Source organism: Alcaligenes sp. 13f, from assembly GCF_020496585.1.
Taxonomy (GTDB): domain Bacteria; phylum Pseudomonadota; class Gammaproteobacteria; order Burkholderiales; family Burkholderiaceae_B; genus Alcaligenes; species Alcaligenes phenolicus.
The window spans coordinates 131,381-146,474 of the sequence record NZ_JAHKKC010000006.1 but is presented as its reverse complement, the minus strand read 5'-3'; the positions used below and the strand labels follow the sequence as shown (position 1 = coordinate 146,474).

Here is a 15,094-nt window from a genome sequence, read left to right as displayed (position 1 = left end):
CTATGGGTGCCGCATTAAACACCGATACAACAACGGCGTCTCTAATTGATGAGGCTATGCAGTTGCTCACCAGCCAAGGGTTCGTGCAGTACTACCCAAACCTGGCTGAAACGCTGGGCAATTTCAAAGCTGCTTTGTTTTTGGGGCATGCGCTCTATTGGGCTCGGCATACTGCCGTTCACTATAAAAATCGTGATGGCTGGTTCTTTCTGACGGCAAAACAGTGTACGCAAGCAACGGGATTGACCACCCGAGAGCAGGAGAGCGCTCGTCTCTTGCTCGTTCAACATTCGCTGATCCAGGAAAAGTTGGCTGGTAGACCGGCCAAGCTCCACTATCGTATCAACCTTGATCGTCTCGCTTCTTGCCTGGGGATCTCAGTTGTTGATCAGAAAGCAAACTGGGCGCAACTCGCACCATTGCTGAAACGCTATGTGAGCTTCTATCGGCCATTGGCGGATATTGCGGGCAATGTGGCCTCTGGCTTGTACCTATCGTATCTGCTGATTCAGCAACGGCATGTTCTTACTTACAGCCGAAGCATCGAAGGTGAATTTACGCTGTCTCAACAGGCGATTCGTAACGCCCTATGCTTGACCAGTAAAACACAACGCAATGCCCGTGATCGCCTGAAACAAATGGGTTTACTCCAGGAGGCAGGTAATCGCATACGCATTAACTTGTTGGCCTTATGCCCTTTATTGCACGGTCAGGAGCAGTACCCCCTCAAGTCTGAGTCTACTGATCAGCCACCCATTGCTGCTACACCGAAATTGACATCGGCATCCAAACCTGACCCTGTGAATGGGCAGAAGCCTGCGCCATCACGATCAAGCAAATTATTTGGAGCTGGCACACAGTCACAAAGGCCGCTGTTTGATTTGGATAGTGCTGGCGCAGCACGGGCAAACGCTACCCTCCAGCACGCGCTGCGTGACCCTGCCAGTATGAATCCTGGCCGTCTCTTTGCTCAGGCCTCAGTCAGTCCTGGTGCAGCTTGTGGACAACTCACAAAAGCAAGCGACCTCACAACTCGCCCAGCTGCCCAAAACGCGAAACTTGATGCCCAAACCGCAAAACTAACTTGCCCAAAACGCGAAACTAAGCTGCCCAAACCGCGAAACAACAATACAACAATATCTCTTCAAACAACTACAAGACCCGCCATCACCACGGCGTCTGCAGGGGATAAGTCCAAGGCACTGGCCGAGATAGCGGGTTGTCGTCGTGATGATTTGAATTTTCAAAACGACGAGGTTGATATCAGCCTACCCAGTGTGCTTGGCAAGCAATGGCATGAGGCTGTACGGAAAGTGCTGGCCACAGCTAAACCCGAACATCGTCAGTGTTTACTGGATGAACTGGAAGGCCAGTTGCGCAATCCAGGTAAGCAAATCGCAAATCCTCCTGGTTACTTGCATTCACTGCGTGTTGGCTTGGAATCGGGGCGTGTGCATCTGGCGTATGCACAAAGCATCGCGAGCCAGCGTGAACAAAATCGACATGCGCAGGACGCCGTCCAAGAGCACATCAAGGCGCTCAATACAAACCTAACGACTTCTCTGCCTCCAATGACAAAAGAGGAGGCTTTTGCCCAGTTGCGCCAGCAAGTGCAAGCCATGAGGAAGCAGTCATGAGGACCTGGCTGACCAGAACTTCATTCAGTAGGACATTTTGTCCTAATCCCAAACAGTTGGGAGGTAGCCCATTTTGGGCCACCGCACACAGTGTGGGAGGTGGCCCGTTTTGGGCCACTTAACAGAACACATTCAGGAGATCGTATTAATGACCAACGAACAATTGTTTATCCATCTTCTGCATAGACTACAGAAATACAGCGATGCCCTTGTTCTTCATGTACTGCTACAAGACCACGGAGATGAGCGCCGAGTTCGGACGTCCGCTACCAAGATGGCTTTGGACTCATTGTTAGGTCAAATCAACCGTCGTCAAGTTCAACGCGCCTTAGAGCGATTGGAGACGATGGGACTTATTAATGTCATGCCTCAGCCCAATTACCGCACCTTGGTCACAGTCAACAGTGACGCATTGTTGGAGTTCCTCAATCAAGACCCTTTGAGCGGCATGTTACCTGGATTTCGTGCCAATACGTTCCCGTTTCTGGATGCTGTCAACGCAACACCGCTGGCAGATTTCAAGGGCTCGACGATCTGATGATGTCCATCACCACCCATTCATTTTTCTCTTCTCAGTGACTACCTATGCCTACTTCGACTGATAAGCAGCCACGACTCAAGTCCGGCGACAAGCCCGCTGCCATTCCCGCACCCAAGTCTCTTATTGGGTTCTCTACGGAGGAGAACTCCCCATTCACCGATGGGTATTCGATTACCGGCGAAGAAGCTTTGCTGGCTGCGTATATGGCAGGTCCGATGCATGAGGATGATCCTCTTTATGAACGGTATATCGAACTGGAAGATCGCAAAGATCAATTGGCTCGTATGCAGGCCAAGTTCCAGACACGCAAGGGGTCTGATCCCGACGTTAAGCCAGCGGAGTTCTTTGCCATGGATGATTTGGGCTCTCTGGTCGATTCAGAAGACGATCTGATGACCTTGCATACCAAAGAGGCGTTCAGGCTGTTTATGGGGCGTGTCCGTGAGCCTGGCTCGGATGTGGCGCCCATTGTGGGTGGTCGCCGTGTCGCCAGTTCGTTGCGCAGCTTATGGCTGTTGACGGGCAATGACAACCCCTATGCCGATTGGTCTTTGCTGCGGCACGAGCAATCCATGGAAGAAGTGAATGAGCGGCTGCAAGAGGAGATCAAGGCTGCCGAGAATTTGCTGTCTAGCCAGCAGCAACGAGGGTTGAGTTATTCCGTCCTGAAGTCTGCACAACCGCAGTCATTGCAGCTGGGGTTCCGATCTCCCTACGGATACAGCATCAGCCGCTTGATTGTTGATTACGACTACTTCATCCGTTTGCAAAAGACCCTGGGCCGCAAGACGCTCTTAAGCGATCAGCAGATGCGCCGCTCAATCACGGAAATGACGCGCTTTATCCGTCGCGTATTCAATGAAGTCGCCAGGTTTTCACGTTGGCTCATGCAGCCAGATATTAATGCGCTGTCCCGACTGGACTTCATTACGGAACATGCTTCAGAAGAAGGCAAGCAGCGTGTGGAGTTCGTGCGCGAAGTATTCGGCATGGTGCCTGCCGATGTGTTCACCGCCAAGCTGCAACCACGACACTCTCGACGCCGGTACACATTGACTGAGAAGGAAAGGAACCTGTTGCAGTCAGTTGGTGTGCAACTGGCTGAAGCTGAAGCACAGCGCGCAGCCAATGAGTATCAGGATGCCGATTCTGATTTGGTGTGAAGAAAGGGTTTTGTGAAGAAAGGGCAAATGAATGGCAAAGCAGACTCGAAGTCAACGTGTCAATGTAGTTGAGTGGGCAAGGGGGACCTTGGAGAACGAAACGTGTCAGAGCGTGATTGACACAAAGCCCTTTACGGGTAGGGGCACCGCCCAGACGCTGCGCCACCATCTTACGCAAGTTGACCAGGTTGAGGCAGACATGGTCGCTCTCTGTGCTGCCACAAAGAAAGTGGCTGGCTATTCCATGTATCTGGCCGAGCACCGTCGTAAAGCGGATGGCTATATGGCTCTGCGTTGGCGAGAGATTGGCACAAGAAAGCATCTGTCATGGGAAGAGGCGCATGCAAGATATTCAGTCTTACCGACCGTGCTGCGGCAGTGGTACGAGCACGCCAATGCCCAGGCACAAGAATTCAATTCGCAACACCTCAAATTGCGCGGGCTCGTACGTGAACTGAAGTTATTGAGCCAGCAACGCAAAGTGCCCACTTTTGCTAGGCCAATTCCGAGTCGAAGTAGGGCGTGATCCAGTTAACGCAGGGCAATCCGACCATATGGTCAAGTCGTTTGTTTTTCACCGAAAGGAGTTGATATGCAGAACTTGTTTATTGGTAAGGGCAACCTGGGCGACTCACCCACCTTGAAACGTATTCCTCGTAAGAACAATTCGGGGGAAGAGTTTAGTGTGTGCAGTATGCGTGTGTATTTTGGGCGTTATGGGGTGGACCAGGCCACCGGCGAAGTTGGGCAGATTGGGGGCTTCTGGCGCGAGGTCGAGATCTACGGCAGCAAGGCCGAGGCGTGTGCACAGTTCTTGCGCAAGGGAGCTCGCGTACTGGTAATTGGAGAGGAGCGGGATTTCTTTGCCAAAGATGAGACCACGAATGCCGAGGTACAAGTCATCAAGATCGTTGCTGAGGATGTAGCCCTGCAGCTCACTCGTATTGAGTCGATCACCTACAAACAAGCAAACCGACCTTCGTCAGCCCGTGATCAGGAGGCATCGTTGGATGAGGATGTGCCCGCTTGATCAGTAAAACAGTGGCCTGGTCTACAGAAACGGAGGAAATATGCAAGTAAAGTTGGCGTGGCTTGTTACGCAGGTGTCAGTGTTAACAATGACAGTAGTTGTGATTTGTTACGTATTCAATAGTGTTCTTGAGATTGAAATCAATGGCGGCTTTCTTTTCTTGGCCTTGTGTTCGTTAATCTTAGCGGTTGTGGTTCCGATTGTGCGTTTTCTGTATCTGCTTGAAAGGGAAAGAGAATCGAGTGTTTGAGTGGGAGGCAGGCGCCCTGGTACCAGCAGGGTGCTTGCGCGGGAATGGTCCCGATTCACTAAAAAGAGGAAGAGGTGATGAAGCCTAAATATGACGTAATTCTCATTACGGGCAAAACAGGTGTGGGTAAATCTAAATTGATTGCTTCTGTATTTACCGGGGAGGGCATCTTGCTACTCGATCCCTTGGTGAACCCCATTGAAAACTGGCTGTGGCCAGATCCAAAAACAACCAAAACGATTGTTATTGATCATGCCCTCCATCTCGATAAGGAAATATTGAATGAGGTTATCGGTTGGTGTAAGTGGAAGGGCGTTGCTCTCTGGATTGCGGAGCAGAATATTTCTGAATTGAGGACGCGTGGCATTCAATTGGACGGAGAGGTTTTCGAATTAAATTTAGTCTATAAATCTGAGCGGGAAAGGGAGGGAGCTGTAAGAGATCATCGAGGCATTGCGCTTGCCAAGCAGCTTCATAAAACAAATTGTGCCACACAAGCGATCTCACCCGAGATGCTGGATACCGTACTTGATAACACAAGCACAAGAATCGTTCTCCAACCTGATAGTGCTCTAAAGGGTTCAATATGAATTACGCAGCTATGCAGGACGCATTATTTTGGATAGTTGTTTTTTTAGCTGTAATCGCTTTAATTGCATGTCTCGTATATATTTTTTGGGTTCCAGACCCTAATCAACCGGCAGAGAAAAAAAGGATAAGGAAAGCAATACGTATCCATCCACAAGTTGAAGTCTTAGTTCGGAAAAGACTTGATAGCGGCGAGGTGGTGACGAATTTTGATTTAGACAAGATTGTTGAAGAAGTTAGCTTAAATTGCTGGAAAAAAACAAATATTGAAAGACAGCGCCAAGATGTTGGCGAAGTCTCTTCTTAATTGGTGCCTGGAGCCTTAAAAATGTTAATTTTTGGGATATCTGCGATTGTTTTTTCAATAGGTGCTCTTGCCCTAATCTATGGGCTAAGCATGCATGGCAGTGATTTAGGGCTCTTCTCTTTCAGTATTGGTGGTGTTACTTCAGCCCTCGGTTTGATTGCTATGGCTGTTGCTTCGTTTTCGGCGTTTTAGGTGCTGCCATTGAGTATTGCGCCAATCTCCCTCAAGGCCCCTGAGTTACTGATTCAAGCCGTTTTTGACGGTCGTAGGCTTGGGCTACAGCTGTTCAATATTTCAGGAATGGCTGCCCGGTTGTCCAAAGCTGGAGCATGGTGGTGTCCAGGACGGCGAATGTGGGTATTGGAGCAGGCTAACGCGGACCATGCCCTGGCTTGGTTAGAAGCGCTCTATCTGCGTGAGCATGTTGAGTTTGACGGGGTTGCTGCGCTATTAAAAGCAGCTATAAGGGCACCCGAGCCTGATTACTTTACCCAACTGCTCGACGTCCAAATTTTTGAGCTGGCCAGAGGCGACCTCAACCATGGCCAACATGCCGTCAGCTTTTCGTACGATGGGCTGTGCGTGCGTGCCATGCGTGCGCTACAGGGGAGATTTCATAAACCCGCTGCAGCGTGGCAAGTACGTGGTGACGTAGCTCACATCCAGAAGATGCTCCGTGACCTGGCAGGCGTGGCCCCTGAATTTTCGTTCGTGCATGAGCAGCCCGTCGTACTCGAAGAGCTGGTATCACCGAATGCTGACGAATCTCCCATTCAGGTTCCTGCTGCAACACCTGAGCGAGGAGATGGCAGTCCTGGTCAAGATGTAGACGGCGCGGGTTTTTTGTCTGCTGACCTGGAACAAAGTAGTTCAGTTGACATCGATGAGGCTGTGCTGGCCGCTGCTGCTGTGGGCGCGGGCTTACGAGACTATCAGATCGAAGGGGTACGTCACCTTGCTGGGCAGACAGGAGCATGCTTAGGCGACGATATGGGTCTGGGCAAGACACGCCAGACAGTTGTGGGTGCTCGCCTGGCAGCAGGGCAGGGAAGAGTGCTTATTGTCTGTCCCGCCTCTCTGCGTATCAACTGGGAGCGTGAGATCCATGCCGTGTACCCCGACGCTATTGTCGGCTTTGCAGGGGATGATCGAATCTCGACGTTATACGGCTGTCAGTGGGTCATTGCGAACTACGAACGATTGGGTGGCCTGGTACGAGAAGTCGGGTTGGCGTTCGGGGCCATGGCTATTGATGAAGCGCATTACCTGAAGGAGCATAAATCTGGGCGTACACGCAATGCCTTTGTGATGGCCACGCGTATTCCGAAGCGCTATGTGGTGACCGGTACACCGCTTCTGAATCGTGAAATTGAGTTGCACACGCTTTTGCGTTTGACGGGCCACTCACTTGGCCATATGGAGCTGAAGGAGTTCCGCAAAGAATTCACTGGATCCCGTGATCGTCGAGCTGCATTAGCCCGTGCCTTGGGCGGTTGGATGCTGCGCAGGCGAAAGGACGTGCTCGACCTTGGCGCCAAAACGCACTCGGTGCGCTATATCTCACCTAGCGAAGGCTTGGCTGCCTACAAAGAGATTTACGATGACATGAGCCTTATGGCCATGCCTAAGATCACTAAGCTGCGCCAGTGTCTTGAAACGCTTAAAACACCGTTCCTGATAGAAACGGTTGAGAGCCTACAGGCCGAAGACAAGATCATCATCTTTTGCGAGTACATGAGCACGGTCAATGCCATGCATGATGCCTTTACGGCCGCTGGTATTAAGGCTGTGCGTCTGGTCGGAGCTGACTCTGCTATCAAGCGGCAAAAGGCCATCGACACATTCCAGGATGACCCCGAGGTCCGGGTGTTTATCGGCACTACGATGGCAGCTGGTGTCGGTATTACTCTAACCGCTGCTAACTACGTGGCCTTTGCATCGATGCCCTGGACCCCCGCGCTCATGCGCCAAGCCGAGGATAGGGCGTACCGGCTGGGCCAGCAGCGCGATGTGATGGTTATCGTGCCGCTCATACCCGACACGATCGATGAGGCTGTGTGGAAGATCCTGGAGGGCAAGCGTGAGACAGAAATTGATGTCGTAGAGGCTGTGACAATGACACAAGCCAATGAAGCAGCTGCGATCACGAATGCAGCATTGCAACGATGGATGCAAGGGGAGTCCGCCGCGCTTGCTCACGCTTGAAATCTGATTTAAGCCAGTTTGACTGCTGCGATTAAATCGAGTAGGTTGATTCTGTACCGTTTACCGATTGAAAGCGGTTCAGATGTGCTCAACCCTGAAAGTGCATCGAGGCATTGCCTGGGCTTTTTACACCCTTGCGGGCAGCAACCCGCAAGGGCTGCTGCTCCTTTTTTTTAGGAGCGAATATGCTTTTAATTTCATCCTCTCCAGGGGACATTCTGATGGCCAAACTTCACCTGGTTTATGCGGACTGGGATGCCGAGGCTGGTGTTTGGGTCGCCACGTCTCAGGACGTACCTGGCTTAATCACCGAGGCACCTACGATGGAACAACTGACACAAAAGTTGGACGTAATGGTGCCGGAGCTTTTGGACGCCAATGGCGTTCATAAGGATGCCACTGGTGAGAGTTTTGAACTCATTGCTAGGCGTGTTGCACCCCTCCAACGTAGCCAAGCTTGAGATGGGTGCGAGCTATACGCCGCAGCTGATAAAAATTCTCATACAAGCAGGCTGCGTCGAAGTACGCAAAGGGAAGGGCGACCATGTTATCTGGTATTCGCCTCTTACTGAAACCCACTTTCCAGTGGACTCTAAGATATTGTCTCGACACACTGCCAATGGTGTGCTGAAACAGGCAGGGCTGCCTAAGCAGTTCTGAGGCATCCTTTGTTTTTTGGCTCACCCTTTCCGTGGGGTGGGCCATTTTTATTATTCCGGTCATTAAATGGTTGAAACGTAGAATTGACTTTGACATTGATCGCTGATAATTTACTGTCGTGAATCGCCATAAGGCACCCCACAGCGGCGTCTCAACTCTTGAAAGACGCACGTACTGATCCTCTAAGACAGTACCAGAGTACATCTTCTTCTTTGCTACCCGGACAGGGAACCCGCTTTCCCTGTCCAGGCCATTCGGCTCTTGGGTGGGTGCGTGTTCCTCCAGTCCATTTTTCTGGAGTTCACTATCATGACTAACGCTTCCACTCAAACTTCTAACCACTTCAATCTTCACGTTAACGGTGTCGGTTATCTGAACCGTATTCGTTGGGTTGAAACCAAGGGTTCTGGCCGCAAAGCAAAGCCTTTTCTTTCTTGCTCGATTTCTGCCATGCGTGGAAAGACGGACGAACCTGACTACACCTACTTTGACCTCCGGGTCTCGGGGAGTGAAGCCATCGAAATGGTGGAAAAACTCAAGGGTGATGTCGAAGCTAAACGCAAGGTTTTCGTCTCGTTCCGTGTGGGTGATATTTACGCCCATTCCTACATGCGCAACCTTCGAGATGAGAATGGGCGCACTACTGGCGAGCAAGAGCCTGCCGCACTTATCAAGGGACGTCTGTTGTTGATCAACAGTGTCACTGTTGATGGCGTTAATATTTTCCGACGTGAATCGCAAGAAGAGTCCAGCGTGGATGACACTCCTTTCCAAGAGGAGGCTCCTCTGCAGAACCCCTCGACCGATAATGAATCTTCTCAGGATGTGCCTGAGCAGGGCCAGTCTGAAAATAAAGCTCCACAGGAAAACGCTCAAGGTCCAGCAACTCCAAGGTTCAACAGCACTCCGGTGCCCGTGAACCAAGGCGCTGCGGCATATCAAGCAGGATATGGAGCAAGTAGTGCGCTTCAATACGCTGCAAACTATGCTCATCAGAGCGTTGCTTAACCCACGCCTCATCAAAACCCTCGACACTGTTCCCATTTGGACGGTGCGAGGGTTTTTTCTTCGGAGCTGCTATGACACAAAATAATCAACAGTTCTCTCAGTCTGCTTGCTTTGATCGCGAGAACCTGATGAGAGCAATCGTAAAGGCAGGGCAACGAGCTGGGATTATCCGTCAGGATCTGGAAACATGTAGTGTTGCTGAGTGTTTACATATCCTGGATTGTTTAAGTGAGCCTATGGTAAAAACAGACAACTAATTTCAGTTGGCTTTTTTCTTGAAGTCGTGATGATTAGCGACTAAACTGCTTCGGTTTTGCGAGTGTTTTCAGGTGTCACTTGAATAACCTGGTCGCCTTCGGGCACGACACGTCAACCCCTGAAACGTGAACGCTCTGTATAGAGTTGGGGTACATCTCACACGAGTACGTCCGTTGAATTGCACGTTCAAACTGGAACCTCACGTGCTCTAAAGTACTATCCGATCGCAAGTTGGATGGCCACCATTCAAGCCCCCCTGTACCCGTCCGGCGTAAGCTGAACGGGTACTTTCATTTCACACCCCACCGGGAGATCTCTTCCGGCTGGATGTGGTCTCCCTGTCTTTCTGAAGGAGATCACGATGATCCGTATAGATGGAGCGCAGCTGCGCGTAAAGCGGATTCGACAAAGTCGAAATGGTGCGTTCTGCGTTGCAGACCTCTCAACTGCTTATGGTGAGTTCAAGGTCAAAGACCCCCTCCTGGATCAGTTTGAGGAAGGTGAGTACCTGGCAACTGTGTGGATTAGTGAAATCTATCTGTCGCAATACATCGCGTTTGGCAAAGGTGTGACAGAAATTCGCGCTCGTTTGCACGATTTACAAGTTGAGAGCCAGGCCGAATTATCGACTGCTCATGAGCAAGCTGAGCCTGACCCCATTGACGAGCAAAGACCTGTACGGGTTGCACCACCTAAAAAGCCAGTTCCTCCTCCATCTACCGCAAAAGACTTTAGCCACTTTAACAAGGGTGGGAAGCCCCAGTCAGGGTCTTCGGGTTCTGGACCACAAGAGTCAACGCAGGGAGGGCACGATGGGTTGCTTGACGCAGAAATGCTCCGAGCCATTGCCAACCGAGATCCCATCAAACTTGATGCGACTGTAGAACGTGCGCTGCTACGACGGCAAGCAGCTGAACTTGGCCAACGTCATGGCTACCGTTTCGATGCGAAACAACAAATCTGGTTTGCCCAGTAAACCCTCATTTCTAAACCGCCCGAAGGTGGCGGTTTGACTTATGTTCTTGATGCTATCGAGACCATGAGCCAGACCGCACAGTGCATTGGTGCATCGTTGAATCTGGGAGGCGGCGTCCTTATGCGTCCGCAGCTTTTGCGCTAAGCCGGAGCTGGTGATAGCAAAACCAGCCACGTACCTTGCGCGCCGTTTCTTTTGTCACCAGGACCTCCATTTCGGTGACGCACACCTTGGGTTCGCCAAGGGGAGTGAGGGGGTATGAATTTTAATTTGTTATTTAAGCCCGGAACCTAGATGGGTTCCCTTGCGAGCCAGGACAATCATTCCCGGCCTTCAAGGGAAATCATCTAAGCAAACCAACGATGGTTTCAAACAGGTGCGTTCAACCCTGTAAACGCACCAAGGTGGCTTTGGCTACCTGGGTATTTGCTTTTAACCGATGCATGCGGGGTTCTCCTGCGCTTCTTATTCATCCCATGGGGACACCGTGTCCCTGGGGGCTTGGTCGTCCCCTTTTCTTAGAGGACGATCATGGCTCAACTGCATTTTTTTCCTATCACCGTGGCTCAGCGTAAGAATCTGCACTCGATCTTCAATGACTGGCTCTCTCAAGCGAGTGATGAAGGTTTTGAACAGTTCCTGGCGGTTCGACATGAGCTTGCACCTGCACAGGTGTGCTCCTTCGTACGCCTCGTTCAAGGTTGCTCCGTTCGGCAGGATCTGGCTCAACGTCTACCTGGCGATCTCAAACAACGTCTGCAAGCTCATCGTTGGCTGCGATTCGGGGCTACAGTCGTAGCCGCTTAACGTATTAACCCACCCTTGAGGGCTTTGACCCTCAAGGGTAATAGCCCTCTTTATTTTTAAAGAGGTACGGTATGTCACTACATCCATCTGACTTGTTCCTGCTACGGCAAGGTCTGGTCGATGCCGGTATGAAGCAAGAGGCTGCCGAAAACAGTGTTAAACACGACATTGCCATGTTTCGCACTGAGCTGCAGCACGACATTGCTATGTTTCGCATTAAGTTGACGCATGACATTGAGGTGAGAAGGCGGGAGATGATCACCCGCGTCTGTTTTATCTTGCTACTTGTTGCTTGTGCCAGTCTGATTGGCATCGTCATAAAGGCGCATTTCGGTGCGCCGCTATGGCAAGTGCTACTGCGGTTAGCCGCTTAATATTTAATCCACCCTTGAGGGCTTTGCCCCTCAAGGGTAATAGCCCTCTTTATTTTTTAAGAGGTACTATATGCCAATGAGTCCATCTGACTTGTTCCTGCTACGGCAAGGTCTGGTCGATGCCGGTATGAAGCAAGAGGTTGCCGAAAAGGTGGCCATCGCAATGGAGGGTGCTATGGCACTCACACTTGATCAAGTGCTGGAGAAGTGGTCAGCCAAGGTTGAACACGACATTGCCGCGCTTCGCACTGAACTGAAGCACGATATTGAAGTGACCAGAAAAGACATTGAGGTGACCAAGCGGGATATGACCATCCGTCTTGGCTTGATGCTGGCTGGTTTTGCCGGTCTGATCTTAAGCGGCATGAAAATGTTCATGCTCTAGCGTTCAGCACGCGATTGTTTCCGCACACCTCGGTGTGCCTTGATGAGGAGTGCGCTCCTCCTAACTAGCGAATGTATGCCAGGTCTTTCATCGGTCTGGTGACATTCGCTTTTCTTTTGTCTTTCTATTTTCACCCCTGCGGGCACAGACCCGCATGGGTATGGCCTGCGCATTTTTAGTGAGGCCGACTATGACTGAACAGACTCAACCTGTGTGCAGAGATTCCTTCGATCTCTCGCCTCTTGCCAATGTGCTGCCGCGCTTTGAACTCGGTGTGGTTGTGGCTACACCAGGTGTTACCAAGCTGGATCAAGAAGGCACGATCAACGCTTGTGAGTACCTAGCTCGTCACGCTGTTGGTGATTGGGGGGATCTGTGCCACGAAGATTGGCGATTTAACCAGCGGTCCCTAGCGTGTGGAGGGCGACTGATGTCGTCGTATCGCGTCAATGACCAACTCAAGATCTGGATTGTTACAGAATGGGATCGATCCAGCACCATGCTGACATTGCCATCGGAGTACTGATCCTCTAACCCGTGCAAACCCATCCTGATGGGTTTGCATTATCTCTATCACTTTCCCGGCGGGACGATCCGTCTGGGTCTCTCGTCGTGTTTTTTTCGGAGACCCACATGATCGTTGTCCGTTATTTCACCTTACCGCTGTACACAACTGACAGAAACCGTACCGACGATCGACTGATCTGGACCGGACCAGAACCTGTTCCAGCCATGGGCGAAACAGTGATGGTCAGGTTCAACAATATTGGTGAATGCAGAATCGTTTGCTTTGCCTCACAAGGTCCGTACCTTGGGCTGCTTGTTTACCCCCTTCAACCACCCAGTTGGTGGATTTCTCAGAATGGCGAGCCTTCACCTGAAACAGCAGGCCTGGTGTTTGGCCGTGAGATCTCGCTCATTGATGGTCAGGAGGTGTGAAATGGCGCTTTTGTTCACCCGCTTGGCTCGCAACTTCGTCAAAGCCGGGTACTACCCGACCGATGACGAGACTTTGCAGCGGATTCAACACTTTCTCATGCCAGCATCAAGACCAATGCGATTGCTTGACCCATGTTGTGGGGAAGGTGCGGCGCTGGCTGACATCCGTTTTGGCCTACAGGAGCGTGCTGGTGACGCTTCAGTAAGCATTGAAGCTCTGGGTGTTGAGTTTGATAAAGAACGCGCCTGGCACGCGAAAACCCTCTTAGATAGGGTTATTCACGCGGATATTCATGACGTCGTGGTTAAGGCGCGCAGTATTGGCCTACTGTTTCTGAATCCTCCTTACGGATTTGGGATCAGTGATGCGGCGAACCTGGCAAACGCTGATTCTGACAAAGCCGAACGTCTGGAGCGTACGTTCTTAAAGAAAACGGCATCATTCCTGGTTGAGGGTGGGGTACTTATCTACATCATTCCGTACTACGCCTTAGATGCTGAGATTCGGACATTTTTGGCCCGTAATTTCGACAATTTACGGTTCTTTATGGCCCCTGAGCAGCAATTCAAACAATGTGTCATTTTCGGGACCAAAATCCGAAGCACACATCCACGTAAAAGCGTTCTTGACTGGCTTGCGCAGGCTCAGGCCGGAGAGTTCGTAGATCAAGTATTGCCAGAGGTCTGGGATGATGAACCCTACCAGGTGCCAGCAGCTGATGCGGAGCTTGACTTTCATGCTGTGCGAATCGATGCCGCTCAATTGAAAGACGAGCTCAATACATGGAAGGCGAGTCTATTGTGGCAAGGCTTTGATGTTCATTTCTCTCAGGTGCGGACCAGTCACAGAAGACCGCTTCGTACGATGACTCAATGGCACCTAGCGCTTGCGCTGGCGGCCGGCCAGGTGACTGGCTGCATTGAATCGAAAGACGGCCGGATTTTTCTGATAAAGGGGGATACCTTTAAGAAGAAAGAACGTATCCAGAACCTGGAGGTGGATGAGAAAGGGAATGTCTCAGAGACCATCACGATGCTGGATAAGTTTGTGCCTACGATCAATGCGATTGAATTTACTGCCGATCATCGGCTTGGTCAGATAGTTAAAATCAGCTGATGCTTTATTCCTCGGTGCCAATAGTTGGCGCTATTCACCCTTCATTAGAAGGGTTCCTCAAGGGGCCTGGTCCAGGTCATTTGGGGAAACCTTCTCATTAAGCCAAAAGGGGTTTCTATAGGTGCGTTCAACCCTGTAAACGCATCAAGGTGGTCTTTGACTGCCTGGGTAGTTTTTCTTATCTGCTGCAGTCATGCATGGCATGTCAGCAGCCTCGTCTTATCCCTTGGGGACATCCGTCCTCAAGGGGCAGGATGTCTCCAGCTTTTTGGAGATACCCATGTCTTCTTTCAATCCGTCGATTTTACCCATCGCGCCGTCTGTATACGCTCAGGCAGCGCCTAACCCCGCGCAATTGCATGTTGCTGATGCGCATGGGCACTACGTGTTGGCGACTCCAGGACAGATATTGGAGGCTGCACGTGAGGCGATTGTGTCTTTAGTGCCTTCGGGAACTCCCATGTCAACGCCGAGCATTGCGGAACGCTATGCCGTTGCTCGTTTGGCTGGCCTAGAACACGAGGTTTTTGCTGTCTTCTTTTTAGACAACCAGCTTCGCCTAATCCAGTATCGGGAGTTGTTCCAAGGCACCCTGAATCAAACGGCTGTCTATCCTCGTGAGGTCGTTAAAGAGGTGCTCAAAAACAATGCTGGCGCGGTCATTTTGGCTCACAACCATCCAAGCGGAAAGTTAGAGCCTAGCCGGGTAGACCGCCAACTTACTGAGCGGCTGAAAAAAGCATTGGAGCTGATCGATGTGAGGGTTCTGGACCATTTAATCGTCGGGCCTTCAGCCGATACCACTAGTTATTCGTTCGCTGAGCACGGCGACCTGTAACTTGAGTCATT

18 protein-coding genes are annotated in these 15,094 nt (G+C 51.1%); all 18 read left to right on the top strand.

The features are described from left to right. Nucleotides 1-2 precede the first annotated feature (2 nt). The 18 genes from KOE80_RS06995 (at nt 3) to radC (ending at nt 15,083) form a co-directional block, all read left to right on the top strand. A complete protein-coding gene (locus KOE80_RS06995; RefSeq protein ID WP_226348713.1) occupies nt 3-1,637 on the top strand; it encodes a hypothetical protein in 1,635 nt (544 codons plus the stop codon). 148 nt (nt 1,638-1,785) lie between these two features. Then, nucleotides 1,786-2,175, top strand: a complete 390-nt coding sequence (locus tag KOE80_RS06990; RefSeq protein WP_051316415.1) for a hypothetical protein — start codon at nt 1,786-1,788, stop codon at nt 2,173-2,175. A gap of 47 nt (nt 2,176-2,222) precedes the next feature. Next, nucleotides 2,223-3,341: a PFL_4669 family integrating conjugative element protein gene (locus KOE80_RS06985; RefSeq protein WP_226348712.1), complete on the top strand. Its 1,119-nt coding sequence runs from the start codon at nt 2,223-2,225 to the stop codon at nt 3,339-3,341. 592 nt (nt 3,342-3,933) lie between these two features. Continuing rightward, complete coding sequence (locus tag KOE80_RS06980; protein WP_026484866.1) at nt 3,934-4,371, top strand: single-stranded DNA-binding protein; 438 nt, start codon at nt 3,934-3,936, stop codon at nt 4,369-4,371. 327 nt (nt 4,372-4,698) lie between these two features. Further along, complete coding sequence (locus KOE80_RS06975) at nt 4,699-5,211, top strand: hypothetical protein (RefSeq protein WP_226348711.1); 513 nt, start codon at nt 4,699-4,701, stop codon at nt 5,209-5,211. Further along, complete coding sequence (locus KOE80_RS06970; protein WP_226348710.1) at nt 5,208-5,516, top strand: hypothetical protein; 309 nt, start codon at nt 5,208-5,210, stop codon at nt 5,514-5,516. Before KOE80_RS06975 ends, KOE80_RS06970 begins: the two co-directional genes overlap by 4 nt. Before the next feature lie 192 nt (nt 5,517-5,708). After that, the gene (locus KOE80_RS06965; RefSeq protein WP_131070572.1) at nt 5,709-7,721 is read left to right on the top strand and encodes a DEAD/DEAH box helicase; all 2,013 of its coding nucleotides are present in this window, start codon (nt 5,709-5,711) and stop codon (nt 7,719-7,721) included. Between the two features lie 185 nt (nt 7,722-7,906). Further along, nucleotides 7,907-8,182, top strand: coding sequence for a DUF1902 domain-containing protein (locus tag KOE80_RS06960; RefSeq protein ID WP_222667358.1), 276 nt, complete (start codon nt 7,907-7,909; stop codon nt 8,180-8,182). After that, entirely contained in the window at nt 8,100-8,381 is a 282-nt protein-coding gene (locus KOE80_RS20515) for a type II toxin-antitoxin system HicA family toxin (RefSeq protein ID WP_346659465.1), read from the top strand. The genes KOE80_RS06960 and KOE80_RS20515 overlap by 83 nt, the downstream gene beginning before the upstream one ends. Nucleotides 8,382-8,690: 309 nt before the next feature. Beyond that, nucleotides 8,691-9,389, top strand: coding sequence for a DUF3577 domain-containing protein (locus tag KOE80_RS06950; protein WP_226348709.1), 699 nt, complete (start codon nt 8,691-8,693; stop codon nt 9,387-9,389). Nucleotides 9,390-10,008: 619 nt separating this feature from the next. Further along, nucleotides 10,009-10,623 (top strand): DUF3275 family protein, encoded by a 615-nt coding sequence (locus tag KOE80_RS06945; RefSeq protein WP_222667360.1) that lies wholly within the window; start codon nt 10,009-10,011, stop codon nt 10,621-10,623. Between the two features lie 531 nt (nt 10,624-11,154). After that, nucleotides 11,155-11,430 (top strand): hypothetical protein, encoded by a 276-nt coding sequence (locus KOE80_RS06940; protein WP_086060033.1) that lies wholly within the window; start codon nt 11,155-11,157, stop codon nt 11,428-11,430. Nucleotides 11,431-11,501: 71 nt separating this feature from the next. After that, nucleotides 11,502-11,804, top strand: a complete 303-nt coding sequence (locus KOE80_RS06935) for a hypothetical protein (RefSeq protein WP_226348708.1) — start codon at nt 11,502-11,504, stop codon at nt 11,802-11,804. 76 nt (nt 11,805-11,880) lie between these two features. Next, a complete protein-coding gene (locus KOE80_RS06930; protein WP_021446568.1) occupies nt 11,881-12,189 on the top strand; it encodes a hypothetical protein in 309 nt (102 codons plus the stop codon). Between the two features lie 190 nt (nt 12,190-12,379). Beyond that, nucleotides 12,380-12,715 carry a hypothetical protein gene (locus KOE80_RS06925; RefSeq protein WP_086060065.1) on the top strand — a complete coding sequence of 112 codons (336 nt, stop codon included), beginning with the start codon at nt 12,380-12,382 and terminating at the stop codon, nt 12,713-12,715. A 107-nt stretch (nt 12,716-12,822) separates the two neighbouring features. Next, on the top strand, nt 12,823-13,128 hold the full coding sequence (locus KOE80_RS06920) for a hypothetical protein (RefSeq protein ID WP_226348707.1): 306 nt from the start codon (nt 12,823-12,825) through the stop codon (nt 13,126-13,128). 1 nt (nt 13,129) lies between these two features. Beyond that, nucleotides 13,130-14,245, top strand: coding sequence for a DUF6094 domain-containing protein (locus KOE80_RS06915; protein WP_264180205.1), 1,116 nt, complete (start codon nt 13,130-13,132; stop codon nt 14,243-14,245). Between the two features lie 280 nt (nt 14,246-14,525). Further along, on the top strand, nt 14,526-15,083 hold the full coding sequence (radC, locus tag KOE80_RS06910; RefSeq protein WP_226348705.1) for a RadC family protein: 558 nt from the start codon (nt 14,526-14,528) through the stop codon (nt 15,081-15,083). Nucleotides 15,084-15,094: the final 11 nt, after the last annotated feature.